Below are 25,499 nucleotides of genomic sequence, written 5' to 3'. Positions count from 1 at the left end.
TTAAGAGAGTTTTTGTTTTCATCTAGTTCTGTTCCGTGTCCGTAATTCGCCGTCTTTCCGCTGTTTCTGTTCCGTCGTTGCGGGTGCTGGGCCTGGTGGCCGGGCTCCTGGCCAGTGGCTGCTCGGGCACGAAATACATTCCCGAAGGCGCCAAGCTCTATACCGGCAGCACTGTTAAGATCAAGTCGGAAGTGGCCGTGCCGAATGAGGCCGCCCTGCAAACCGAGCTCGAAGGTACCATTACCCCCAAGCCCAATGCCTCCATTCTGGGGCTACGGCCCAAGCTGTACTTCTGGCACCTCGGCGAAGGCAAAACCAAGGGCCTGGGCAAGTGGCTGGCCAATAAATACGGCGAGCGGCCCGTGCTGCTGAGCGAAGTTGATACCAACCGGGTGAAAGGCCTGATGGTAAACCGCCTGAACAACAACGGCTACTTCAAGCCCAGTGTAAGCAGCAAAGTGCAGGTGAAGGACCGCACCGCCTCGGTCGACTATACGGCCACGGTGGGCAAGCCCTACACCATCAAGGAAATTCACTTCCCCGAGCGCGACACCCTGATTGACCGCGCCATCCGGGCCACGCAGGCGGCCTCCCTGCTGAAGGTCGGCGACAACTACAACCTGCAAACCTTCATCAACGAGCGGGCCCGTATCGACGGGGTGCTCAAAAACCAGGGTTACTACTTCTTCACCCCCGATTACCTGTTGTTCCAGGTCGACAGCACCCTCGACAATCAGGTAAACGTGTACCTAAAGGTGAAGGCCACCACGCCGCCCCGGGCCGCCAAGCCCTACATTCTGAACAACATCACCCTGAACACCAGCTACAACCTGTCGGATACCACCATCACGGACAAGCCCATTCGCTACCAGGGCTACCGCTACGTGCCCGACGAGAAGGTGTTCAAGGCCAAAGCCATTACCAACGCCGTATTCCTGTATCCCGACAGCCTGTACCGCCGCCGCCGCTCCGACCAGACCCTGAGCCGTCTGATGAGCCTGGGCACATTCAAGTTTGTGGACATGCGCTTCCGGCCCGCCCGCGCCAAGGCCGACTCGGCCGGCTACGGCTTCCTGAACTCGTTTGTGCGCATGACCCAGGTGCCCAAGCAGTCGTTGCGAGCCGAGGTATTGCTGGTCAGCAAGTCCAACGGCTTTACCGGACCGGGCTTCCAGGTGCAGTACCGCAACCGCTCGGCTCTGCGCGGGGCCGAGCAGCTGCTGGTAAACCTCACGGGCACCTTCGAAAACCAGACCCAGGCCGAAACCAACACCATCGGCATCACCTCCTACGAGCTGGGCATCGATGCCCAGCTGCTGGTGCCCCGCCTGATTACCCCGCCGTTTAATATCCGCCTGGTCAACTCCGACTTCCAGCCCCGCACCACCTTCGGGGCCGGCTACCGCTACGTGCAGCGGGTGCAGGCCTTCCAGGAAGATGTGTTCAACCTGAATTACGGCTACACCTGGAAAACCAAGCTCACCAACGAGCAGGAACTGCGCCCCATCGACCTGCAGTACATCCGCCTGGCCGACTCCACCCGGCAGTTTAGCAAGCTGCTGGAAGCCAGTCCCTTTTTGGCCAATAGCTTCCGTCAGCAGTTTATTCTGGGTAGCAGCTACCGCTACACCTACAACCAGCAAGCTCTGGAGCAGCGCCGCAACCAAGTGTACTTCAGCGGGGGGCTGGAAGTGTCGGGCAACCTGGCGTACTTGGTCAGCAACCTGACCGGGCAGACCAAGACCGTGAACCCCACCGACCAGCGGGCCGCCTACACGCTGATCGGGCAGGAGTTTTCGCAGTACACCAAGGTCGACCTGGAATTCCGCAACTACTTCCGCACCAGCGCCAACCCCACCAGCGGCAACAAAATAGCCACCCGCCTGCTGATCGGCACGGGCATTCCGTACCTGAACTCCAACGTGATGCCCTACCTGAAGCAGTACGGCATCGGGGGGCCCAACAGCGTACGGGCTTTCCGGGCCCGGGGCATCGGGCCCGGCACCTATACGCCGACTACCACCGAGAAAAGCAATTCTTCTTTCTACGACCAGGTGGGCGACATGCGCATAGAGGCCAATGCTGAATACCGCCAGGATCTGTTTCCGTACGTGAAAGGGGCCCTGTTCGTAGACGCGGGCAATATCTGGTTGATAAACGATGACCCCACCCGCCCCGGGGGCAAGTTTGAGGCTAGTAGCTTCCTGAAAGAGCTGGCCGTGGGCGCCGGGGCCGGCATCCGCATCGACGTGCAGTTCTTTGTCATCCGCTTCGACGTGGCCATGCCCGTGCGCACCCCCAACGGGGATAAGGGCGGCTCCACCCCAACCTATAACATTGCCATTGGCTATCCTTTCTAGCCGCTGCTACTGAGCCCGGAGTGCGGCAATACGCCGGTGAAAGGCGAGTACCTCTTCCGGGCGGAAGTTGCCTGGCTCCAGGCTGCCGCCCCGGCCGGTTGGCGTTTGAATACCCAGAATTTCCGTCTCGGCCAGCTGGTTGCCGGCTGCGCTGAACGCGGAGTAAACCGCGTCGTCCAGAAAGCCGGGCAGGCGGTTTTCCGGCAGCCCTTCGCTGAGCAGACTGGCAAAGTCCAGGCCCTCTTGCTTGGTATAGGTGCCCTGCCAGGGGTCGAGCAAGCCGATGGGGGCGTCGGTGCCTTCCTCGGTGGTCCGCTCGGCGACTAACAACGCCCCGTAGGCGTTGCGGCCAATGACCACGCGCTCCACGCCGGGTTCCAAAAGATCCGTCCAAGCATCGAGGCAGACCGTAAGCTGGGGCAGATCTGTGCCGAAAAGATAAAGAAACCCATTCCGGTACCACCCCGCGCCTACCTCGTCGTACATCATGCGCCACAGGCTCTTGTCGAACTTATCGGCAAAGAAGTCGCCGGGGGGGACGGCGGGGTTGGGGCGGCCGAAGTGGTGGGTAAAGATGGAGATTTCAGAATCGGCAGACATAGCAGCGGGCGTGTAGCAAACAAGATTACGAAAGGAACGAGAGTTTTACCGTGTAAGCGGGTGAAAAGTGTAGCGGTACCAAGCCTTTTGTTCCGGCGAGGCCGCAGGGCATTCCGCGCCTCAAACGATGTGGCTTCATCTGCTAGGTAAGGCGTCAGGTGCTCTGAAGCGAAAAGCCCCTTACTACACGCAGCAGTAAGGGGCTTTCCGGCAGAAGGATGTTTATTCCCTGGCGAGGACAGCTGGCGCCGGCCTCGCCAGGGCGCTGGGGTTCTCGAGGGTGCTTACACGGCCTCGGTAGCTGCTACCCGGGCTTCCAGGTATTCGCGGCTGCTGTTCACGGCCAGCGTGGGCACTACTGTCACCACCACATACTTCGACGTAGGCGTATTGCTCACTTTAGCCACCGAGCCGACCGGTACTAGCGGGTTGGCTTCGGGGAAGTAGGCCGCCACGTTGCCTTTCGGGATGTCGTAGGGTACGGCAAGGAACTTCTCCACCGTGCGCTTTTCACCCTTAAAGTGACTGGTAATGTCAATCAGCCCTTTGGCCTCGATGCCGCGGGCGGCCATGTCCTGCGCGTTCATAAACAGCACGCGCCGCTCGCCGTGGACGCCCCGGTACCGGTCGTTGTACTCGTAAATCGTGGTGTTGAACTGGTCGTGGCTGCGCACGGTCATCAGCACCAGCTGGTCGGGTTCCAGTTGGTGCTTTTCAAAGTCGGTGGTCGTGAAGTTGGCTTTGCCGTTCTTGGTCGTGAATTTCCGTTCCCGGGGGCCGTTGGGCAGATAGAAGCCGCCGGGTCGCCGCAGCTTCTCATTAAAGTTGTCAAAGCCCGGAATGACGCGGGCAATATGGTCGCGGATGACGTCGTAATTTTCCGTCATGGCCACCCAGTCAGCAATGTTAATCTTGGTGCCTAGCGTGGCAATGGCTACCCCGCAAAGGATAGCTACTTCGCTCATCATCTGGCCTTCGAGCGGCACGAGCACGCCCTTATTCTGGCTGACGACGCCCATGGAGTTTTCGCAGGAAGTCATCTGCTGCCCCGACTTTTGCATGTCGATGTCGAGGTGGGTGAAGCAGGGCAGCAGCAGGCTGGTTTCGCCGGTCGTGAGGTGGCCGCGGTTGAGCTTGGTACCCACAAACACGGTCAGCTTCTGCTTGCGCATGCCTTCGGCAATGATTTCAGTGTCGGGGCCGGCGGCCAGCAGGTTGCCGCCCAGGCTAAAGAATACCTTGGTTTTGCCTTTGTACATGGCCTTGATGGCCTCCACCGTGTCGTAGCCATGCTCGTAGGGCGGCTGGAAGTTGAACTCCTTGCCCAGCGAATCCTGAAACTCCTTGGTGGGCTGCTCCCAGATGCCCATGGTCCGGTCGCCCTGCACGTTGGAGTGACCCCGCACCGGGCAGGTGCCCGCACCCGCCTTGCCAATGGCGCCCTTCATCAGGTGCAGATTTACGATTTCCTGGATGGTTTGCACGCCCTGGCGCTGCTGCGTGACGCCCATGGCCCAGCAGGTGATGATCTTCTTTTTGGTAGCCAGCATGTTGGCCGCTTCCAGCAGCTGCGCCCGGGAAATGCCACTGACTTCCTCAATATCTTCCCAGCTGGTATTGCGGATGTTCTGCTCGAACGACTCGAAACCCGTGGTGTACTGGTCGATAAAGGGCCGGTCGACGACTTGGCCGGGGTTCAGGTCCTCGGCCTCGAACAGATGCTTCATGATGCCGCGCAGCACGCCCATGTCGCCATCGACGCGCACTTGCAGGAAGAGGTCCGTAATCGGGGTGCCGTCGCCCATCAGTGCGCCCAACGCCCGTAGCGGGTTCATGAAGTCCTGGGGGTTCTTGAAGTGGTTGAGGCCAGCTTCCAACAGCGGGTTGATGCTGATGATCTGAGCGCCATTGCGCTTGGCTTTTTGCAAGGCCGTGAGCATGCGCGGGTGGTTGGTGCCCGGGTTTTGGCCGATAATCAGAATGACCTCCGCCTCGTGAATGTCGTTGAGCGTCACCGAGCCTTTGCCCAGCCCCAGCGTGGGGCTCAGGGCGGCCCCGCTGCTTTCGTGGCACATGTTGGAGCAGTCGGGCAGGTTATTGGTGCCGAGCAGCTTGGCAAACAGCTGAAACAGAAACGCCGGCTCGTTGGGGACTTTGCCCGAGGTATAAAACACCGCCTCGTGGGGCGAAGTCAGGGCGTTGAGGTGGTCGGCAATAAGCTGGAAGGCCGCGGGCCACTCGATGGGGGAGTAGTGGTTGTCGCCGGGGCGCTTCACCAGCGGGTGCGTCAGGCGGCCGGCATTGTTCTGGTCCCGGTCGGTCATGCGCGAGAGTTCGGCCAGGCTGTAGCGGGCGAAGAACTCGGGGCCGGCGGCTTTGTCGTCGGCGTCGGAGGCAGTGGCCTTGGCGCCGTTTTCGCAGAACTCGGCCACCGAGCGGTGATGGTCGGGGTCGGGCCAGGCGCAGGAGGAGCAGTCGAAGCCGTCCTTCTGGTTCATGCTCATCAACCCCCGGGTGCCCCGGCTCACGCCGCCTTCACTCCAGCTAAACTGCATCGACTTGATAACCGCCGTAACGCCGGCGGCTACTTTGGCCTGAGCTTCCAAGCGCAGGCCGGTGAGGGCGTCGGGCGGCTGGGCCAGAATGGGCTGCTTGTACTTGGCGTTGGCAACGTCGGGGGCTGGTATCACGCTTTCGTCTCGTTCGTGCTGGGGGTCGGGGCGGTAGTGGTCGGGGGCAGGGGCAGCGCCTTGGTCGGGTCGTTCCCCGCTTTTGGGGGCGTTGGCCTGGGCGCCTTGCTGTTCGGTTTTGCCAGCTTGGCTGGGGTCTTCGGCGGGTGACTTTTCCATGGTAGCAGAACAGGTAAACTAGAAAAAGGATACGCAAACCGGCCATTTTTCTGCCCTGGTCTGCCCGGCTACTGCTCAACTCCACCAGAAGACCTGTTTCCAAGGTGTTTCCCAGGCTTCGGGCTGAACAATAGACACTCTACCAGACGCAGAAGCCCCGGCTGAGGTTGTCGAAACCTCATTGACTTGCTAGCACTTGTGGGCATTGTGGCCCGCTGAGCCAGCCCCGCAAAAAAGCCCGGCCGCTTCCGCGACCGGGCTTCCTCTAACGCTTTACGCCGCCGTTATGCCGGTACGGCTATTTGCTGCCCCGCCGGAAGCTGGGTGCCGATGGGTAGCTCTACCGGCGCTACGGTCACAATCACAAACTTGGACGTGGGCGTGTTGCTCTTGTAAGCCACCGAGCCAATGGGTACCAGCACGTTGCCTTCCGGAAAATACACGGCGCAGTTGCCCTTCGGAATGTCGTAGGGAATGGCAATGAACTTCTCGGCGTGGCGCTGCTGCCCTTCGAAGTGGCTGGTAATGTTGACCAACCCTTTCTCCCGGATGCCCCGCTCGGCCATGTCCTCGGCGTTGAGGAAGATGACGCGCCGCTCGTTGTGAACCCCGCGGTACCGGTCGTTGTAGTCGTACACGGTGGTGTTGAACTGGTCGTGGCTGCGAATGGTCATCAAGACCAGCTGGCCGGGTTCGAGCACGTGCTTTTCCAGGGGCGTGCAGCTGAAGTTGGCCTTGCCGTTCTCAGTCGTGAAGTTTCGCTCCCGCGGGCCGTTGGGCAGGTAGAACCCGCCGGGGTGGCGCACCTTCTGGTTGAAGTCCTCGAAGCCGGGAATGGTGCGGGCCACGTACTCCCGGATCAGGTCGTAGTTTTCGGTGCAGCCCACCCAGTCGACGGTGCTTTTCTCGCCCAGGGTGGCCAGGGCAATGCCGCAGACAATGGCTACTTCGCTCAGCATCTGGTCGGAAATGGGCGTCAGTACGCCCTTGCTCATGCTGACCACGCCCATCGAGTTTTCGCAGGTCATAAACTGCTGCCCGGACTTTTGCATATCAATATCAATGCGGGTTTTGCAGGGCAGCAGCAGGGCCATTTCGCCATTGACGAGGTGGCTGCGGTTGAGCTTGGGCGTCACGTGCACCGAAAGGCGGAGCTTGCGCATGCCTTCGGCCACAAATTCGGTGTCGGAGCAGGCCGAGAGCATGTTGCCGCCCATGGCCATAAACACCTTCACGCGGCCGTCGTGCAGGGCCTTCACGGCTTCCACCACGTCGAAACCGTACTCCCGGGGCGGCTCGAAGTTGAATTCCTGGGCCAAGGAGTCGAGGAAGGTGTCGGTGGGCCGCTCCCAGATGCCCATGGTCCGGTCGCCCTGCACGTTGGAGTGGCCCCGCACCGGGCACAGCCCCGCACCCGGAATGCCCACGGCCCCCTTCATAAAGTGCATATTCACGATTTCCTGAATCGTGTAGACGCCGTTTTTCTGTTGGGTGAGGCCCATGGCCCAGCAGGTGATAATCTTTTTGTGGCGGGCCACCAGGTTGGCCGCTTCCTGAATCTGGGCCCGGGTAATGCCGCTGGCTTCCTCGATGTCGGCCCAACTGGTGTTGTTCAGCGTTTCCACCAGCTCGGGGTAGCCGGTGGTGTATTCCTGGATAAAGCCCTGGTCGAGCACCTGGCCGGGGTTCAGGGCTTCGGCTTCGAGCAGGCACTTCATCAGCCCGCGCAGCACGAGCTGGTCGGAGTTGATGCGGACTTGCAAATAGATATCGGTGATGGGCGTCCCGTCGCCGAGCAGCACGCCCAGGGCCTTCAGGGGGTTCATGAAGTCCTGGGGGTTCTTGAAGTGCAGCAGGCCGGCTTCCAGCAAAGGGTTAATGCTGATAATTTTGGCCCCGTTCTTCTTGGCTTTCTGCAAGGCCGTGAGCATGCGCGGGTGGTTGGTGCCCGGGTTTTGGCCGATAATAAGGATGACCTCGGCCTCGTAGATGTCGTTGAGCGTCACCGAGCCTTTACCCAGGCCGGTGGTGTTGCTCAGGGCGGCCCCGCTGCTTTCGTGGCACATGTTGGAGCAGTCGGGCAGGTTGTTGGTGCCAAACTGCCGCACAAACAGCTGGTACAGGTAGGCTGGCTCGTTGGGTACCTTGCCCGAGGTGTAGAAAATGGCCTCGTGCGGCGACTTCAGCGCGTTCAGCTCCTGGCCCACCAGCGCAAACGCCTCGGGCCAGGAAATGGGCGTGTAGTGCGTGGCGCCCGGCCGCAGCACCATGGGGTGGGTCAGGCGGCCGGCGTTGTTGAGGTCCCGGTCCGTCATGCGCGAGAGGTCCACCAAGCTGTGCTTGGCAAAGAACTCCGGCCCCACCGGGTCCGACTGGGCGTCGGAGGTGGTGGCCTTGGCGCCGTTTTCGCAGAACTCGGCCACCGAGCGGTGGTCGTCCGGGTCGGGCCAGGCGCAGGAGGAGCAGTCGAAGCCGTCCTTCTGGTTCATCTTGAGCAACGCGTGCGTGCCGCGCACCGGGCCTTCGTAGTCCATGGCAAAGGCCCCTGACTTAAGCACGGCCGTGATGCCGGCCGCTACTGTAGCCGGTTTAGTCAGCTTCAGACCCGTAAATTCTTCGGGAGGCTGGGCCAGAATGGGGAATTTATGCTTGGCCCCGAGCGTGTCGGGGGCTTCCATCACCCGGTCGTCCAGCGTCTGGCGTTCGGGTGAGGTGCTCCAGTTGTCACTGGTCGGGGCGGAGCCCTGGTCGGGCCGCTCGCCGCTTTTGGGCACGTTATTACTAGCCGTCTGCTGCTCGGTTTTGCCAGCCTGGTTCGGGTCGTACGCGGGTGATTTGTCCATGAGGCGGAATAGAAATAACGGTAAAGCGGTGGGCGACCTAGTCCGCTAATGGCGGCAGTCCAGGTCTTTTTCGACTAAGATTTTCAAGGGTTGGTCGTTGGCCATCATCAGGGTGGCCGCCAAACCATTTTGGTCGGTGCCGGTCCAGTGGAGGGCCAGCGCGGCGGGGACTTTCACGGTAATGGCCCCCGCGCCGTGGGTGATGCGGAACTCCTCCGATTCGGCCCGTTCCAGGGCGTAAGTGAGACTGTCCGAGTTGGTAGGGCCCAGCGAGAGGCTGACGGCTACGCGGCCGGTTTCGGCAAATTGCTGCACTTCGGCTTCGGAAAGGCGCAGGCGCAAGGAGTTGTCTTCGAGACGAAGTTTCATGAACGGTGGCTTAGAACAGATGAAATAAGTACGCAGGTTTGGTCGCTGAGGTAAGGCAAAAAATCGGATTTGCCGACACTTTATTTTGCCAAGCGCCACGGTAAAAACCGCACGGTTGAGGTTGTAGGGGCTTTTTTAGGGCGGGGTAGCGGGCCTTGGGGCGGGTGCCGCTGCCGGGGCTGGGGTCGGGTCTTTGTGGGTGGTAAGACCGGTATTGCACTGCGGTAGTAGCCGGCTCAGCGGCTATTGCTTTTGAAAGGCTGCCGTAAATCGTAGCTTACACCGGTATTATGCTAAGAATCACAACGTAAGTAAGCTAGATGCTAAGAAAAAGTACCCGTTATCTGAGCATCTGCCTCGGCCTGCTGCTGCCCGGCGCTGGAGCCTGGGCTCAGGCCCTAAGCGCCGCTGCTCCGGCCGCCGCTACGACCATGGCCGGCCTGCGCCAGCACTACGCAGCGGCGCTGGGCTACGAGTCGCGCCTCTACAACGGGCCAGAGTACGTCAATTACGTGAAGCGCTTCATTGTGGGCCATCCGTTTTTCGGCTCAGTTCAGCCCCTGGCTGCTACGGTAGAGTATGCGGGTTCCACGTACCACGGCGTGCCCCTGCGCTACGATATAGTGCTCGACGAACTGGTACTGAATGCCCCCCAAGGTGCCCTGACCATGTTGTTGATTAAGGACAAGGTTCGGGCCTTCACCCTGGACGGTCACCGGTTTATTCATCTCTCGTCCACCGATTCGGCCCAGAGCCTGCCCGGTCGCCCCGGCTTCTACGAGCTGCTGGTGGATGGGCCGGTGCAGCTGTTGGCCCTGCGCCGCAAAGACTTGCAGGAGAGGGCCTCGGCGGGGGTGCTGGAGGGGGAAATAACCGAGAAAGATGAATTCTTTCTCCGTGCCAAGGGCCGTTACCACAAAGCCGGTAAGGCCAGTACGGTGCTGGCGGCCCTGCCCGAGCAGAAAGCGGCGCTTCGCAAATACATCCGGGCCGAAAAGCTCAGGTTCGGCGCGGCCCAACGGGAAAAGTCGCTAACGGCGCTGGTGCGCCATGCTGCCACGCTCGGCGGCGCGGCACCGCAGTAGGGCTGCTTGGCGGGTAGCCGGGAGCCAGTAGAGTTACTTCTTGACAATCAGTGTGTAGTGCATGAATTATATTTACCGGTTTACGCTGCTTATAGGTTTAAGCATTCTCGGCTTCGGCAGCTACGGGCAAACCCCGGAGCCCGTCGTCAGCGGCAGCTTTCAGGGCCTGAGCCTGGAGCAGTTTGTGCGCCAGCTCGAAGCCCAGACTCCCTACCGGTTCTTTTTCGACTCGGCAGCCGTAGTGGGTGTGCAAATAACCGCCCAGGCCCAGGCCCAGCCCCTGAGCCTGGTGCTCCAGCAGGCGCTGGCGGCTTCCGAGCTGCGCTTTGCCATCGACGAAGAGCACAACGTCTTTATCACGCCCCGGCAGGCCGTGCCCACCGAGTTGCCCACCGACTATTTCCGGCCCGGGGCCGTGGCCGCGGCCCGGGCCGCTGAGAATACGCCGGCGGCTAGCCCGCCGGTGCGGGCTGCCAACGTGGCCCGGCTCTACGAAATAGGCCGGCCCGGCGCTGCCACTGCGGGCAAGGCCACGCTGGCGGGCCACGTGCGCGAAGCCAAGTCGGGGGAGCCGGTGCCGGGTGCTTCGGTGTACGTGGAGGCCCCGGCCGTTGGGGTTTCCACCGACCAGTTTGGCTACTACGCCCTGACCTTGCCCGCGGGCCGCTACACGCTCAACATCCGGGGCATCGGCATCAAGAACACCCGCCGCCAGGTGCAGCTGCACGCCGACGGCAAGCTGGACGTGGAGGTGGAAGAGGACATTACGAATCTGAAGGAAGTCGTTATCGAAGCCGAGAAAGACAAGAATGTGGCCGGTATGCAGATGGGCCTGGAAAAGCTCGACATCAAGAGTATTCGGCAGGTGCCCACGGCCTTCGGCGAAACCGACATTCTGCGGGTGGTGCTCACGTTGCCGGGCGTGAAGTCTATTGGCGAAGGCAGCACCGGGCTGAGCGTACGGGGCGGGGCTACCGACCAGAACCTGATTCTGTTCAACGACGCGACGGTATATAATCCGTCCCACCTGTTTGGCTTCTTCTCGGCTTTTAATCCCGACGTACTCAAAACCGTGGAGCTGTATAAAAGCGGTATTCCGGCCCGGTTTGGGGGAAGGCTGTCGTCGGTGCTGGACATTGCCACGCGCGACGGCAACAAAAAGAAGCTCAGCGGCTCGGGCGGCATCGGGGCCCTGACCAGCCGCCTGACGCTGGAAGGGCCTATTATTAAGGATAAAAGCTCCTTTCTGATCGGGGCCCGGGCCTCGTACTCCGACTGGCTGCTGCGCTTGCTCTCCAACCAGGAGCTGCGCCAAAGCTCGGCCGGGTTTTACGACCTAAGCGCCCACCTCAGCCACGAGCTCAACGACAAAAACACGCTCTACGCCACCGGCTACCTCAGCCAGGACCGCTTCCGGCTGGCCTCCGATACCTCCTACGCCTACCAGAACCGCAGCGGCAGCCTGAAGTGGAAGCACATCTTCGGCAACAAGCTCTACGGCGTACTCACGGGGACTTACACAAACTACGAGTACCAGATTGCCAGTGAAGGTAATGCCGTGACTTCCTCGGAGCTGACGTTCGGCATCCGGCAGCTGGGTGCCCAGGCCGATTTCAGCTACTTCCACAACGCCAAGCACACCCTCGACTTCGGGGCCAGCACCCTGCGCTACCGCGTGCAGCCGGGCAAGCTGGTGCCCCGGGGCGGCGAGTCGCTGGTGGCTACCGACGAGCTGGCCCGGGAGCAGGCCCAGGAAAGCGCCCTGTATGTGTCCGACAAAATCGAGGTGACGCCGCGGCTGGCCGTGGTGCTGGGCCTGCGCTACTCGTTTTACCAGGCCCTGGGTCCGCGCGAGGTGAACCAGTACCTGGCCGGGGCCCCGCGCACGCCCAGCACCATTACCGACACGCTGCGCTACGGGGCGGGCACCAGCCTGGCCACCTACCACGGCCCCGAGTACCGGGCATCGGTGAAATATGCCGTGTCGGACAACTCCTCGGTGAAGGCCAGCTACAACCGCACCCGCCAGTACATCAGCCAGTTGTCGAACACGACTTCGCTCTCGCCCACCGATACCTGGAAGCTGAGCGACGCCTACGTGCGGCCCCAGGTGGGCGACCAGGTGGCCCTGGGCTACTACCGCAACTTCCGCCACAACACCATCGAAACCTCGGTGGAAGCCTACTACAAGCGCATGCGCGACTTCGTGGACTATAAGAGCGGGGCCAAGCTGCTGCTTAACCACCACCTGGAAACCGACCTGATCAATGCTCAGGGCAAGGCCTACGGAGTCGAGTTTTCCATTCGGAAGGCGACGGGCAAAATCAACGGCTGGCTGAACTACACCTACTCCCGCTCCTGGGTGCGGGCCAACGCCGGCTCGGCCGCCGAGCAGATCAACCGCGGCGAGTACTACCCCAGCAACTTCGACAAGCCCCACGACGTGACCCTGGCCGGCAACTACCGGTTCAGCCGCCGCTTCAGCACCTCGCTCAACTTCAACTACAGCACCGGCCGCCCCATTACCCTGCCCCTGGCCCGCTACTACGTCGATGATGTGGCCCGGGTGTTTTACTCCGACCGCAACGCCTACCGCGTGCCCGACTACTACCGCGTCGATTTTGCCATGAACATTGAAGGCGGGCACCAGGCCAAGAAGCTGGCCCACAGCTCCTGGACGGTGGCCATCTACAACCTGACCGGCCGCCGCAACCCGTACTCGGTGTATTTCCGGTCGCAGGGCGGGCAGATTAAGGGCTACCAGCTCTCCATTTTCGGGCAGCCCATTCCCACGGTTACCTACAACTTCAAATTCTAGCGTCCGGTCGTATGCCTCGTTTACACGCTTATCTGCTCGGGTTGCTGCTGTGGCTGACGTTGCCTGGCTGCGTCGACCCGTTCGAGCCCGACGTTATCAGTTCGCCCCCGAGCTACCTGGTCGTGAGCGGCTTTATCAACCTCAGCGGCCCGACTACCATTCGGTTGTCGCGCACCCAGGGCGTGGCCAATACGGCCGCGCCGGCCGTGGAAGCCAAGGCCACCGTGACCATTCGGGACGAGGCCGGCACTTCCTACACCCTGACCGAGCAAACCCCGGGCACCTACACCTCGGCGGCGCTGAGCCTGAACCCGGCGCGCAAGTACCAGGTGCGGCTGCGCACGGCGGCGGGCCGCGACTACGCCTCGGCCCTGGTCACGCCCAAACCCGCCCCGCCCATCGACAAGATTACCTGGGCCGTCGAAAACCGGGGTGTGCAGCTCTACCTCAGCACCCACGACGCCAGCAACGTCACGCGCTACTACCGCTGGACCTACACCGAAACCTGGGAGTTTCATTCGGCCTACCGCTCGGGCTTGCAGTACGTGAACGGGCGCATGGAGCCCCGCACCGAGGATATCTTCCAGTGTTGGGGCACGGCCGGCTCCATAACCATCGAGCTCAACTCCACGGCCCGGCTCAACCAGGATGTGGTGGCCAACTACCCGCTGATTCTACTGCCGCCCAGCTCGGTGAAGCTCCGCTTTAAGTACAGCGTGCTGGTGCGGCAGTACGCCCAGACGCCGGAAGAGTACGCCTACTGGGAGCAGCTCAAGTCGAACACGGAAAGCGTGGGCGGCCTCTTCGACCCGGTGCCCACCCAGCTCACGGGCAATGTGCAGTGCCTCACCGACGCCAGTGAGCCCGTCATCGGCTACGTCGGGGCCGGGTCGGTCACGGAGAAGCGCATTTTTATTGCCAGCACCGAGCTGCCCCTCACCCAGCGCTACGAAACCGGCTACAACTGCGCCGCCCCCGATACGGTGCCGCTGCCCAGCGTGCCGGCCGTGTTCAGCAGCCCCGCCGTGCTGCCGCTCTACACCGTGTACGCGCCCATGTCTAACACCATTGTGGGCTATTCCTCAGCCTCCACCGAGTGCACCGACTGCCGCCGCCGTGGTACCAACGTCCGCCCCGACTTCTGGCAGTAGCCTGCTGCCTTTCCCACCGCACCTCTGACACGCTACCGTGAATTTTTCGCTGACTTTTCCCCGCTTGCTGCTTACCGGCCCAGCCCGCCTCCGGCAGCTGTTGCTGCCTGGGGTGCTACTCGTGAGCAGCACCGTTCCGGCTGTTGGCCAAGTCGATTCGTTGCCCCAGATCAGCCGTAGCCTGGCCCGCTACAGCCAGCAGCGCCCCTCGGAAAAGCTCTTCGGGCACCTGGACCGGCCCGGCTACGTGAGCGGCGAAACCCTGTGGTTTAAGCTCTACGCCGTGGACGGCCGCAGCCACCAGCCGCTGGCGGCCAGCACGGTAGCCTACGTAGAAGTGCTTGACGCCGAGCAGCGGCCGGTGGTGCAAACCAAGGTGGCCCTGCGCCACGCCACTGGGCGCGGCTCCGTGGTGCTGCCGGCCACGCTGGCCGCGGGGGCCTACACGGTGCGGGCCTACACCAGCTGGATGAAAAACGTCGACCCCGAGTTTTACTTCCACGCCCCGGTTACCATCATCAATACCCAGGCGCCGCTGGGCCTGCCCGCTACCCGGCCCGCCCTTACGTTCGACCCACAGTTTTTCCCCGAAGGCGGCTACCTTGTGCAGGGCCTCAGCAGCAAGGTAGGCTTCAAGATAACCGACAGCCGGGGCCGGAGCGTGGCCGCCGAAGGCACCATCGTTGACCAAAACGGCCAGCCGGTGGGCAGTTTCAGGACCTTGCGGTTCGGGCTGGGCAGCTTTTCATTCACTCCCGTCAGCGCCGGGGCAGTCTACAAGGCGGTTATCCGGCTGGCCAATCAGCAAACCATAACCTGCCCGCTGCCCGCCGTGCGGGAGCAGGGCTACGGGCTGCGCCTCGAAGAAGCCGGGGCCGAGCAGTTGCGCCTCGTGGTGCAGAGCCGCGGGGCCGCCCTGGCCAATGAAAGCGTGTACCTGCTGGGCCACACCCGGCAGCAGATTGCCACGGCCGCCAGCACTTCGCTTAGTCAGGGCCAGGCCGTGTTCATCGTAAATAAAAGCACGCTGGCGGCGGGAATTACCCACTTTACGCTGTTCAACAGCCAACGGCAGCCGGTGTGTGAGCGGCTCTATTTCCGGCCCCCAACGACCACCTTGCCGCTCACGGCCCACCTCGACAAAAGCCAGTATGCTGCCCGCCGGAAAGTAACCCTGCAACTGGCTGCGGGGCCCGCCCCCGCCAACCTGTCGGTGGCCGTGTACCAGCTTGATTCGCTGTCGGCGGCGGGCGGCCCCGATGTGACCAGCTACCTGTGGCTGACTTCCGACCTGAAAGGAACTGTTGAGCAGCCAGCGTATTACTGCGGCGCCCCCACGGCGGAAACGGCCGCGGCGGCCGACAACCTGATGCTGACCCAGGGCTGGAGCCGCTTCCGCTGGGCCGACGTGCTGGCTCCCCGCCTGGTTCCGCCGACCTACTTGCCCGAGTTGAACGGTCATTTGGTGCGGGGCCGGGTCGTGAACCGGCTGACGGGCATGCCCACGCCGGGTATTTCGGTGTATCTGGCCGCGCCCAGCCGGGCTATCCAGCTCTACAACTCAGTTAGCCAGGCCAATGGCAGCGTCCAGTTTGAAACGGCCGACTGGTACGGCACCCGGCAGCTGGTGGCCCAGACCAACCCGGCGCGCGACAGTAGTTACCGGGTTGACATTCTCAATCCTTTCTCGGAGCAGTACCCGGCCCGTTCTGGGGCCGCAGTCGAGCTTTCCGAGCGGCTGGCTGCCAGTCTGCGCCGGCGCCACGTGCAGGCCCAGGTGCAGCAGCAGTATTTTGGCAGCCGCCCGGGGCGCTACCAGCTGCCGCGCATCGACAGTTTGGCCTTCTACGGCAAGCCCAACGAGCAATATTTGCTCGATGCCTACACCCGCTTCAAGGTGATGGAGGAAGTGATGCGCGAATACGTGCCCGGGGTGCTGGTGCGCATCCGTAAAGACGGCTTCCACTTCCTGGTGCCCGACGACAATGCCCGCATTACCCAGGAAAATCCGCTGGTCCTGCTCGACGGGGTACCCGTATTCAATACCAATAAAATCATGGCCTTCGACCCGCTGAAAGTGCAGAAGCTCGACGTCGTGACCAAGCGGTATTTCGTGGGCCCGTTTACCTACAACGGCATTGTGAGCTACACCACCTACAAGGGCGACCTGGCCGGGTTTCCGCTGGATGCCAACGTGTTGCTGCAGGAGTACGAGGGCCTGCAGGGCCAGCGCGACTTCTACGCCCCTCGCTACGACACGCCCCAGCAGCAGCAAAGCCGCCTGCCCGACTTCCGCAACCTGCTCTACTGGAACCCTGAAGTCAGGACCGCTGCCAACGGTGAGACGGCGGAGCTGACGTTCTTTACTTCCGACCAAGTGGGCCGTTACCGGGTGGTGGTGCAGGGCCTAAGCCAGAACGGCCTGGCGGGCAGCGCCAGCCTGACATTCGAGGTAAAGCCGGCTTTGTAATCTTAGGGAAAAAAGGGCCCGGTATCAGGGTTAGCCCACAACCTACGCCGGCGCTACTGCGGGGCCCGCAGGCGCCACTCGCCGCCGTACACGTTGTAGCGGCCCTGGCGCACGAAGCCGCAGAGGGTCATACCGAAATCCTTGGCGGCCTGCACGGCCAGGGAGCTAGGCGCCCCCACGGCGGCTAGTATCGGAATACCGGCTACCGCCGCCTTCTGTACCAACTCAAACGAGGCCCGGCCACTGACCAGCAGCACCGTGTTGTGCAGCGGCAGCCATTCCTGCAGCAGCGCCGCCCCGATTACCTTGTCCAGGGCGTTGTGCCGACCGACGTCCTCGCGCAGCAGCAGCAGTTCGCCGGCCGGTGAAAACAGGGCTGCCGCGTGCAGGCCGCCGGTTTGCTCAAACAAGGCCTGGGCCGCCCGCTGCCGCGCCGGCAGCTCATGAATCACGTCGGGGGCTACGTAAGGCCCGTCGGTAGGGAGCACGGGGCAGGCCGCGGCGTGCACAGCCTCAATGCTGGTTTTGCCGCACACGCCGCAGCTCGACGAGGTGTAGAAGTGCCGCTCCAGGCGGGGCATCGACACGGCCACCGCTTCGGCCAGCTCGGCCCGCACCACGTTTTCGCGCTCTTCCTCTTTGTCCACGTCGGGGCAGTAGCGGATGCCGTTGAGTTCGGCCCGGCTCCGGATGAGGCCTTCGGTCAGCAGAAAGCCGGCCGCCAGTTCCATGTCATGGCCCGGGGTGCGCATGGTAATGGCCAGGGTGCGGTGCTCCCGCTGCCCGGCCGGCCCAAAGCCCACGCGGATTTCCAGGGGCTCCTCGGCGGCTACAACGTCGGAAGCCTCGGTCAGGTCGGCGCCCGTCACCTTGTGCACCGTGAGGTAGTCGTAGCTGGTCGGGGGCAGAAAAACGGGCGGTATCGGCATTGGAAAAGCTAGCTGGGAAGGCGGAATGTTGAAGTAGAGCAATGAAACGGGGCTGGCCGCAATTTTTGCTCCGCCGCAGAATAACTTTCCGCCGGGAACGTAAGTTTGAAAACCGGGTAGAATATGGTGCCTACTTGGGGCAACAGGTCCCCCTGCGTTGTACGGGGTTCTGCCCGATTCAACCTGCGAGCATCCTTCATTTATTAGTTTTTCTGCTGTGCTTACTCCCGACGAACGCCAACGTTACCAACGCCACCTGCAGCTGCCCGAAATAGGGGAGGCCGGCCAGGTGAAGCTCAAGGCCGCCCGGGTGCTGGTAGTCGGTGCCGGGGGACTGGGCTGCCCGGTGCTGCAGTATTTAGCGGCCGCCGGAGTCGGCACCCTGGGCATAGCGGACGGGGACCGGGTGGAAACCAGCAACCTGCAGCGCCAGATTCTCTTCGGCCCCGCCGACCTGGGCCGCAGCAAAGCCGAAGCCGCCGCCCAGGCGGTGGTGCGCCTCAATCCGCTGGTAACCTGCGAAATAATTCCTCGTCGGGTCGACCGGGCCACGGTGCGCGAGCTGGTGGCCCAGTACGACGTGGTCGTCGACGGCTCCGACAATTTCCCGACCCGTTACCTGCTCAACGATGCCTGCGTAAGCCTGGGTAAGCCCCTGGTTTCGGGCGCCATCTATAAGTTTGAGGGCCAGGTTTCGGTCTTTAACTACCAGGGCGGGCCTACTTACCGCTGCCTGTTTCCGCAGCCGCCCTCGGCGGCCGAAGCCCCCAACTGTGCCGCCACCGGCGTGCTGGGGGTGCTGCCGGGCCTGGTGGGCTGCGCCCAGGCCACGGAAACCCTGAAAGTACTTCTGGGGCTGGGTGAAACGCTGAGCGGCCGGCTTTGGCTTTTCGATGCCCTGTCGTTCCAGACCCGCACCCTGCGCTTCGCCCGGCAGCCCGAGCGGGCCAGCATCAACCTCGACACGGCCGACGCGGCCGACTACGCCGAGCTGTGCCAGCCGGTTCTGGCTAGCATTGAACCCGCCGAGCTGGGGCGCCTGCTCGACTCAGAAGGGCCTCCTTTTTTGCTGGATGTGCGCGAACTGGAGGAGTATGCCGGGGGGCACTTGCCTAATGCTGCTCATATTCCCTTGGGCAGCCTGAGTCAGCGAGTAGCCGAGCTGCCCCGCCACCACCCCATCGTGGTGTACTGCCGCAGTGGGCGCCGTAGTGCTTCGGCCATCACCCAACTGCAGCAGGAGTTTGGCTTTGATAACCTGACCAATCTGACGGGTGGTATGCAGGGGTGGGAGAGTGTAGCGGCGCCAGAAGAACAGTAGCCCGCCCTGCTAAGCTTGCGGATTCATGCTGCGGAAAGAATTCGTTCAGAATGGCGTTTTTCTCTACACCCACTACCCTCGTCAGCCCGCGGGATGTCTTACTTTCATGCGACAAGCAACAATCCTGTCGAACGGCGCCCTCTAATTGCATCCGCCTGTGCCTCCCCAACCATCACCTGTCATCACGGCCCAAGCCCCACCCTCCCGCATTCGTTTCGACCGCAATGAGCTGGCCGGGGCTTTCGGCGACTTAGGTACCGATCTGCCCCTGCTCATCGGCGTTATTGCCGCTTCGGGCGTCGACAGTGCCGGGCTGCTGATTGTGTTTGGGCTGTTGCAGATGTTTTCCGGCTTCTGGTACGGCATGCCCATGCCCGTGCAGCCCCTGAAAGCCTTTGCCGCCCTGGTTATTGCCCAGAAAATTCCCGGCCGCATCATCTTCGGCGGCGGCCTGGCTATTGGCCTGAGCATGCTGGTGCTGTCCGTGACGGGCCTCATTGACGCCCTGGCCCGCCTGATTCCCAAGCCCGTGGTGCGGGGCATTCAGTTTGGGCTGGCGTTGCAGCTCTCCACGCTGGCATTGAAGGAATATGTGCCGGCCGATGGCACGTCGGGTTACGCCCTGGCCGCCGCCGCGTTTGTCGTCACGGTGCTGCTGCTGGGCAACCGCCGGTGGCCCGCTTCTTTACTCGTTATTAGCCTGGGCGTGGTCTACGCCCTGGTGTTCAAGCTCGACCTGGCTACGGCCCAGCAGGCCCTGGGCCTGCACCTGCCCACCTGGCACATTCCGCAGCGGGCCGACATTCTCACCGGGGCCGTGCTGCTGGCCCTGCCCCAGATTCCGTTGTCGCTCGGCAACTCCATTCTGGCTACCCGCCAGGTTATCCACGACCATTACCCCGCAAAACAGGTATCGGTGCGTCAGATCAGCTTTACCTACGGGCTCATGAACCTGGTGGCGCCGTTCTTTGGGGGCTTTCCGGTGTGCCACGGCTCGGGCGGCATGGTGGGGCACTACGCCTTCGGGGCCCGCACCGGGGGCTCGGTTGTTCTCTACGGCGGGCTGTTTCTGGTGCTGGGGCTGTTTTTCAGCCAGGGCTTCGCCGATATCGTCCAGATTTTTCCCCTGCCCATTTTGGGCGTGCTCCTGCTTTTTGAGGCCCTGACCCTGGCCACCCTGCTCCGCGACCTGACCTCGTCGAAGTCCGACCTGACGGTGGCCTTGCTGGTGGGCGTGCTCTGCAGTGGCCTGCCCTACGGCTATTTGGTGGGACTTATCGTCGGCACAGCCGTGTACTACGCCATGCGCCGCGGCTGGGTGGGGCTGGGCAAGTAAGTCGTAAGCAGCCACGAACAGTTACCCGTGCTCGAAAACAGTTGTTTCGGTGCTGGTACGAGTTTTACCCAAAGCAAAAACAATTGTTTCTGAGCTCGGGGGCAGCAGCTGAGGGCAAAAACAAAAAAATATAGACTCCGCTGCTGCCCCCGGGTATTCCAACGAATGTTTCGGAGGCCAGGGGGAGCAGCGGAGCTCGTAAACATTTGTTTTCGTGTTCAGCTACTGGTAAAGAGCAGCAGTTGTTTTAGCGCCGGAAGTAGGTGGAGTCTAGCGTAAAGGTGCGGGTCGTGTTCAGAGTCCGGGTTCCGTATAAGCCCGTGTACTTCACTCGCCAGCGCAAACGGTAAGTGGTGGGAGTAGCGGCCAAAACCGTTACACTGCCTCGCACATCTTTTACCTCCCGACTAAAAAAGGAACCGCCCATGTCAGACCCGTACCCAATGATACCGAGGTTGCCGTCAGGAAATGGTAGTTGACGATTTAGTGGTAGTTTCTCTGGGTTTTGGACCTTCAAATAAATAATCAGGTGGTACACCCCGTGTGGTACACGAGGCTTTTTGTACCAGTAAGCATATCTGAACAGGGTGTTATTTCCGGCAACTACTGGTTGGCGCTCCGTAATGCCAATCAAATCCGCTTTTGCCAAGAAGGTCGTAAAAATCCGCCGGTGGGGAAGTCGGGTAAGTTGCTGAATGGTTTGGCAGGCACTACCGCCAAACAAGAGCAGCCCAAGCAGCCCAACGGATGAAATTCGAAACGAACAGTCTGGGTGAAGCTTCATAACAAGCGGGACGAAAAGCGTCCTGAAGCTACTTATTTCTTCTCCCGCTCCAGCACTTCGTCAATCAACCCGTACTCCCGGGCTTCGTCGGCGCGCATCCAGTAGTCGCGGTCCGAGTCGTCGTGGATTTGCTGGTAGGTTTTGCCGGTGCGCTCGGCGTAAATCTGGTAGAGCTCCTGGCGCAGCTTGACTACTTCCCGGGCCGTAATTTCGATGTCGGCCGAGGGGCCCTGCACGCCGCCCGAGGGCTGGTGAATCATGACCCGGGCGTGGGGCAGGGCCGAGCGTTTGCCGATGGCCCCGCCGCAGAGCAGAAAAGCGCCCATGGAAGCGGCCAGACCGGTGCAGATGGTGGCTACGTCGGGATTCACGTATTGCATCGTGTCGAAGATGCCCAGGCCGGCATACACCGAACCGCCCGGCGAGTTGATGTAGAGCAGAATATCCTTCTTGGCGTCAGCCGACTCCAAGAACAGGAGCTGGGCATTGATGATGTTGGCAATGTTGTCGTCGACGGCTTGTCCCAGAAAGATAATCCGGTCCATAATCAGGCGCGAAAACACGTCGATTTCGGCAAAGCGCGTAGGCCGTTCCTCGATGACGGAGCGCGTCATACCCGTAAACTGCGCTTCAACGTGGTGCTGGTACCGGTCGAGGCTGGTGCTGGTAAGGCCCTGGCCACGCACGGCAAATTTTCGGAATTCCTGGGAGTGTAGCATGGTAAACAGTGGAAAAGAAAAGGACAAGGGAAGCCCGGCTGCCTTGATTTTTCAAGGCAGAGCAGGGGAAAAAGCTAAAAAGCAAGAGTTAGAAACGGGGCCGCTTCAGCAGCTGGCGCAGGTGGTCGGTGGCGGCCTGCACCCAGCCACGGCGCCGGGTTTGCCGCTCGTAGCGGCGGTGAATCTGCTCCAGCTCCTGGCGCAGCTGTTGGCGCCCGGCCTCGTGCAGGGCGTGGTAGAGGTGCTGCTGAGTAGCGGCATCGGGGGCCAACTCGGGGTCGGTGAGGAGCTGCAGCTGCCACTGCGCGGCTTCGACGGGGGTGGGGCGGCCCAGCAAGTGGCGCTCAATCAGGCGCAGGCGTTCTAGGGCGGGGCGCATGGCGTTAGTGCGCTACGGATTCGGCCACTGCCGCCCGCACCGATTTGCGCAGCCGCTCCAGGCACTTAAACTTCTGCACCGTAGCCGACCGGATACTGCCGTACTTGAGGGCTCCGGCAATCTGCTCCAGCGGCTGCTGGAAGTAATAAAAAGCGAGCAGCATATCCTTGCACCGCGCCCCGAGCCGTTCCACGTAGTCGAGCACGGCCAGCGCCTCCCGGCCGTCGGTGCCCGGCTCGGCTTCCTCGGCAACCTCCTGGGTGTGTTCTTCGCGCAGGCTGGTGGCGGGCAGCTGCTGGCGCCGGCTCAGCTCGCGCCGCCACAAGTTGCGGCTGATGCCCAGCAGGTAGGTGCTCACCGACGAAGACAGTACGAAGCTCTCGGCCACGGCCTTTTCGTAGAAAATAACCAGGGCATCCTGAAACACATCCTTGGCGTCTTGGGCCGAGCCGCCTTGCTGCTGCACGTAGCGTCGTACCAGCGGAAAAGTCCGGTGGTAGATCAGCGTCAGGGTGTGTTCCCGGTCTGTAAGTAGCGCCTGCCGTAGCGTTGCTGAAGTATCCATATGAGTGAAAGCCTGCCTACTGGGTTGAAAAGCACCGTTCTGCTAGTTAATCCGCCTTTTTCACAACTATCACCCTAGGGGTTCCGAAAAAAACTTTTGCGGCCCGCCGCTGCCTACAATTCGCCCAGAATCCGGCGGATACCGGCCTGGTACTCCGGGTTGCTGGTCATGCCGTTGTGGCCGGCGCCAGCGAGGGTAATAAATTGGTCCTGGGGCTTGAGCAGGGCTTTGAGCTGCATCGTGGTTTGGTAATCAATCACCTCGTCGTGCTCCCCGTGGAAGATAACAATCGGGCAGCGCACTTGGGGCAAAACGGCATCGGTACCCAAGGGGTAGCGCACGATAAAGCCCGGCACAAAAGGATAGTGCTGCCGCGCCGTGGCTCGCATACTGAAGTAGGGAGCCTGCAGAATCAGTAGGCGCGGGTGGTGGCGGGCAGCCAGCCAGGCCGCCGCGCCCGTGCCCAGGGAGTAGCCCAGAATGATAGTGCGCTCTTCGGCAAACTCGGGCCGCAGCTGTTGGTAAGCCGTCTGCACGTCGGCTAAGAACTGCTCCTGGCTGCTGATGGTGCCGCCGCTTTTGCCGTAGCCCCGGTAGTCGAGCATAAATACGCTGTAGCCGAGCCGGGTGTAGAGCGAAGCCGCCTCGCCCCAGCTGTCGAGGGCGCCGGCGTTGCCGTGCAGGTAGAAAATCAGGCCCCGAGCCGCGTCGGCCGGAAAGAGCAGGCCGTGCAGGCGGGTGCCGTCCGGGGTTGTTATCCAGCGTTCCTGGGCGGGCTGGTTAAAGGAAAATCGGTAGTCGGCTGGTAGCTTGGTAGGAAAAAATAAGAGCCGCTCCTGCTTGAAATACAGCAGTACCAGCACCGCCACATAGCAGAAAGCAATGAATCCGACGGTTCCGAGCAAAAACTTCATAGCAGCCTAAGAATACGAAGTTCCGGTGGATTGCGCTGCTTTTTGGTCATGGCCAGGAGGCATCACGAAGCTGAGTTTGTGTCATTGCGCGCTGCTTGCCATGACACGCCTTTTAACTCACCATCTCACCACTTATCCGCCTATCGTGCTCATCGACTCGAAGCTGAGCTGATGCACGGGGCGCTGCTGCTCGGCTTCGAAGCCGTTGGCGGCCCGGTTGCGGAAGGCGGCGGCCAGGGCGGCGGTTACCTCGGCATCCGAGGAGCCGTTGCGTAGCAGGGCCCGCACGTCGAGCACGCCCTGGTCGTAGAGGCAGGTTTTGAGGCCGCCTTCGGCCGTGAGGCGCAGGCGGTTGCAGGTGCCGCAGAACGTGCGCGAGTAGGCCGCAATAATGCCCAGCCGGCCCTGGTGGCCCGTGGCGGTGTAGTGCGAGGCCGTGTCGCCGGGCTTGGTGGCCAGGGGCGTGAGCAGGCCCAGGTGCTGCTCCAGATGCTCGCGGATGCGCACGTGGCTCCACGGAATCTGGATGGTGCCGTGGCTGCCGCCGTTGAAGGGCATTTCCTCGATAAAACGCACATCCACGGGCAGGTCGCGGGTCAGCTCGGCCAGGGGCACGAGGTCCTCAATGTTCTGCCCGTCCATTACCACCGCGTTGATTTTAACCTTGATACCGGCCGCCAGCAGGGCGTAGAACGTGTCGAGCACGCGGGGCAGTTCGTCGCGGCGGGTGATGCGGGCGAAACGGGCCCGGTCGAGCGTATCCAGGCTCAGATTCACGGTCCGGATGCCCAGGCGGGCCAGCTCCGGAATGTGGGGCGCCGTGAGTACCCCGTTGGTCGTCAGGCTGATGTCATCGATGCCTGGTATTGCGCTGAGGCGGCCGATAAAGGGCACCAGGTCGCGGCGCACGAAGGGCTCCCCGCCGGTCAGGCGCACTTTGCGCACGCCCAGGCCGGCCAGCAAAGCCACGGCTCGTTCCATTTCCTCGTAGCTCAGCACCTGCTCCCGGGGCAAATACTGGATGCCCTCCTCGGGCATGCAGTAAAAGCAACGCAAATTGCAGCGGTCCGTGACGGCCAGGCGCAGGTATTCCAACGGCCGGCCGTGGTTATCAAACAGAACAGGGGTAGCAACGGACATACAAGCAGCTGGAATACAACTAATGCCTCAACGCAGACATAGCTAAAAGAGATTCAGAACAAAAAACCGAAAACCGGCCTTTCTGTTCCACGACCGGCCGCGTATACTGGCTCCGGAGTAGAGATAAACAAATGAAACTGAAAATTGCGCTTTTTGGCATTGCCAAAGAAATAGTAGGCAGCGCCTCGCTCGACCTCGACACCCCCGACCAGCAGTCGGTGGCCGGCCTGATGAACCAGCTCCGCACCCAATATCCGGCTTTGCGTGAGCTGAGCAGCCTGGCCATAGCCGTCAACAGCGAGTATGCCGCCGATGAATATCAGCTGCAGGAGCGCGACGAAGTAGCCCTGATTCCACCGGTGAGCGGGGGGTAAGCAGCTTAACCAAAATACGCTTGGCATCCTGAGCTTAGGATGACACGCGAAAAAAGAACATTGCCGAAGACAGAAATGCACATCTACCTTACCGACCAGCCCATTGATGTGGCCGCCGTGCTGGCGTCCGTGCAGGACGATGGCGCCGGGGCCGTGAATACCTTTATCGGCACGGTCCGCAACCAGAGCACCGGCCGCCGCGTGGTGCGCCTCGACTACGAAGCCTACGACGTCATGGCCATTCGGCAGATGGAGCACGTGGCCGGGCAGGCCCAGGAAAAGTGGCCCATGCTGCGCCAAGTTGCCATTACCCACCGCAAAGGCCGCCTCGAAATTGGCGACGTGGCCGTAGTGGTGGCCGTATCTACGCCCCACCGCGCCGACTCTTTTGCCGCCTGCCAGTACATCATCGACACCATCAAGCAGGTGGTGCCCATCTGGAAAAAGGAGGAGTACGAAGACGGCTCTGTCTGGGTAGCGGCCCACCCCTAGC

19 protein-coding genes are annotated in these 25,499 nt (G+C 61.9%); 9 read left to right on the top strand and 10 right to left on the bottom strand.

Annotated features, from left to right (window positions below; all coding sequences use genetic code 11):
• Positions 1–35 precede the first annotated feature (35 nt).
• Positions 36–2,360, top strand: coding sequence for a translocation and assembly module lipoprotein TamL (gene tamL, locus E5K02_RS14790; protein ID WP_135395793.1), 2,325 nt, complete (start codon positions 36–38; stop codon positions 2,358–2,360).
• Between the two features lie 6 nt (positions 2,361–2,366).
• On the opposite strand, the gene E5K02_RS14785 is transcribed toward tamL, so the two are convergent.
• The 4 genes from E5K02_RS14785 to E5K02_RS14770 form a co-directional block, all read right to left on the bottom strand.
• Positions 2,367–2,960 (bottom strand): hypothetical protein, encoded by a 594-nt coding sequence (locus E5K02_RS14785; protein WP_135395791.1) that lies wholly within the window; start codon positions 2,958–2,960, stop codon positions 2,367–2,369.
• 284 nt (positions 2,961–3,244) lie between these two features.
• Entirely contained in the window at positions 3,245–5,809 is a 2,565-nt protein-coding gene (locus tag E5K02_RS14780) for an FdhF/YdeP family oxidoreductase (protein ID WP_135395789.1), read from the bottom strand.
• A 284-nt stretch (positions 5,810–6,093) separates the two neighbouring features.
• Positions 6,094–8,652, bottom strand: coding sequence for an FdhF/YdeP family oxidoreductase (locus E5K02_RS14775; RefSeq protein WP_135395787.1), 2,559 nt, complete (start codon positions 8,650–8,652; stop codon positions 6,094–6,096).
• 45 nt (positions 8,653–8,697) lie between these two features.
• On the bottom strand, positions 8,698–9,021 hold the full coding sequence (locus E5K02_RS14770) for a DUF7009 family protein (protein ID WP_135395785.1): 324 nt from the start codon (positions 9,019–9,021) through the stop codon (positions 8,698–8,700).
• A gap of 320 nt (positions 9,022–9,341) precedes the next feature.
• Between E5K02_RS14770 and E5K02_RS14765 the strand changes: the two genes are divergently transcribed.
• The 4 genes from E5K02_RS14765 to E5K02_RS14750 all read left to right on the top strand — a co-directional run bounded on the left by E5K02_RS14765 (position 9,342) and on the right by E5K02_RS14750 (position 16,545).
• The gene (locus tag E5K02_RS14765; RefSeq protein WP_135395783.1) at positions 9,342–10,106 is read left to right on the top strand and encodes a hypothetical protein; all 765 of its coding nucleotides are present in this window, start codon (positions 9,342–9,344) and stop codon (positions 10,104–10,106) included.
• Between the two features lie 61 nt (positions 10,107–10,167).
• Positions 10,168–12,924, top strand: coding sequence for a TonB-dependent receptor (locus E5K02_RS14760; RefSeq protein ID WP_135395781.1), 2,757 nt, complete (start codon positions 10,168–10,170; stop codon positions 12,922–12,924).
• An 11-nt stretch (positions 12,925–12,935) separates the two neighbouring features.
• Positions 12,936–14,075 carry a DUF4249 domain-containing protein gene (locus E5K02_RS14755; protein WP_135395779.1) on the top strand — a complete coding sequence of 380 codons (1,140 nt, stop codon included), beginning with the start codon at positions 12,936–12,938 and terminating at the stop codon, positions 14,073–14,075.
• A gap of 37 nt (positions 14,076–14,112) precedes the next feature.
• The gene (locus E5K02_RS14750; RefSeq protein WP_135395777.1) at positions 14,113–16,545 is read left to right on the top strand and encodes a hypothetical protein; all 2,433 of its coding nucleotides are present in this window, start codon (positions 14,113–14,115) and stop codon (positions 16,543–16,545) included.
• Positions 16,546–16,598: 53 nt separating this feature from the next.
• On the opposite strand, the gene fdhD is transcribed toward E5K02_RS14750, so the two are convergent.
• On the bottom strand, positions 16,599–17,474 hold the full coding sequence (gene fdhD / locus E5K02_RS14745; RefSeq protein ID WP_167856412.1) for a formate dehydrogenase accessory sulfurtransferase FdhD: 876 nt from the start codon (positions 17,472–17,474) through the stop codon (positions 16,599–16,601).
• Positions 17,475–17,691: 217 nt separating this feature from the next.
• On the opposite strand from fdhD, the gene moeB reads away from it, so the two are divergent.
• Both moeB and E5K02_RS14735 read left to right on the top strand, forming a co-directional pair.
• Entirely contained in the window at positions 17,692–18,795 is a 1,104-nt protein-coding gene (moeB, locus tag E5K02_RS14740) for a HesA/MoeB/ThiF family protein (RefSeq protein ID WP_135395773.1), read from the top strand.
• A gap of 157 nt (positions 18,796–18,952) precedes the next feature.
• Positions 18,953–20,131, top strand: a complete 1,179-nt coding sequence (locus E5K02_RS14735; RefSeq protein WP_135395771.1) for a putative sulfate/molybdate transporter — start codon at positions 18,953–18,955, stop codon at positions 20,129–20,131.
• Positions 20,132–20,947: 816 nt separating this feature from the next.
• Here E5K02_RS14735 and E5K02_RS14730 read toward each other — a convergent pair.
• The 5 genes from E5K02_RS14730 to moaA all read right to left on the bottom strand — a co-directional run bounded on the left by E5K02_RS14730 (position 20,948) and on the right by moaA (position 24,632).
• A complete protein-coding gene (locus tag E5K02_RS14730) occupies positions 20,948–21,634 on the bottom strand; it encodes a ClpP family protease (protein WP_135395769.1) in 687 nt (228 codons plus the stop codon).
• Positions 21,635–21,722: 88 nt separating this feature from the next.
• Complete coding sequence (locus E5K02_RS14725) at positions 21,723–22,013, bottom strand: hypothetical protein (RefSeq protein ID WP_135395767.1); 291 nt, start codon at positions 22,011–22,013, stop codon at positions 21,723–21,725.
• A 4-nt stretch (positions 22,014–22,017) separates the two neighbouring features.
• Positions 22,018–22,578, bottom strand: coding sequence for an RNA polymerase sigma factor (locus E5K02_RS14720; RefSeq protein ID WP_135395765.1), 561 nt, complete (start codon positions 22,576–22,578; stop codon positions 22,018–22,020).
• A gap of 113 nt (positions 22,579–22,691) precedes the next feature.
• Positions 22,692–23,492, bottom strand: coding sequence for an alpha/beta hydrolase (locus E5K02_RS14715; protein WP_135395763.1), 801 nt, complete (start codon positions 23,490–23,492; stop codon positions 22,692–22,694).
• A 132-nt stretch (positions 23,493–23,624) separates the two neighbouring features.
• Positions 23,625–24,632 carry a GTP 3',8-cyclase MoaA gene (moaA, locus tag E5K02_RS14710; protein ID WP_135395761.1) on the bottom strand — a complete coding sequence of 336 codons (1,008 nt, stop codon included), beginning with the start codon at positions 24,630–24,632 and terminating at the stop codon, positions 23,625–23,627.
• 131 nt (positions 24,633–24,763) lie between these two features.
• Between moaA and E5K02_RS14705 the strand changes: the two genes are divergently transcribed.
• Both E5K02_RS14705 and E5K02_RS14700 read left to right on the top strand, forming a co-directional pair.
• The gene (locus tag E5K02_RS14705) at positions 24,764–25,006 is read left to right on the top strand and encodes a MoaD/ThiS family protein (RefSeq protein WP_135395759.1); all 243 of its coding nucleotides are present in this window, start codon (positions 24,764–24,766) and stop codon (positions 25,004–25,006) included.
• A 75-nt stretch (positions 25,007–25,081) separates the two neighbouring features.
• A complete protein-coding gene (locus E5K02_RS14700) occupies positions 25,082–25,498 on the top strand; it encodes a molybdenum cofactor biosynthesis protein MoaE (RefSeq protein WP_135395757.1) in 417 nt (138 codons plus the stop codon).
• Position 25,499: the final 1 nt, after the last annotated feature.

Source organism: Hymenobacter metallicola (genome assembly GCF_004745645.1).
Taxonomy (GTDB): domain Bacteria; phylum Bacteroidota; class Bacteroidia; order Cytophagales; family Hymenobacteraceae; genus Hymenobacter; species Hymenobacter metallicola.
Note: the sequence above shows the minus strand (reverse complement) of the source record. Positions and strands in the feature narration are given on the sequence as shown.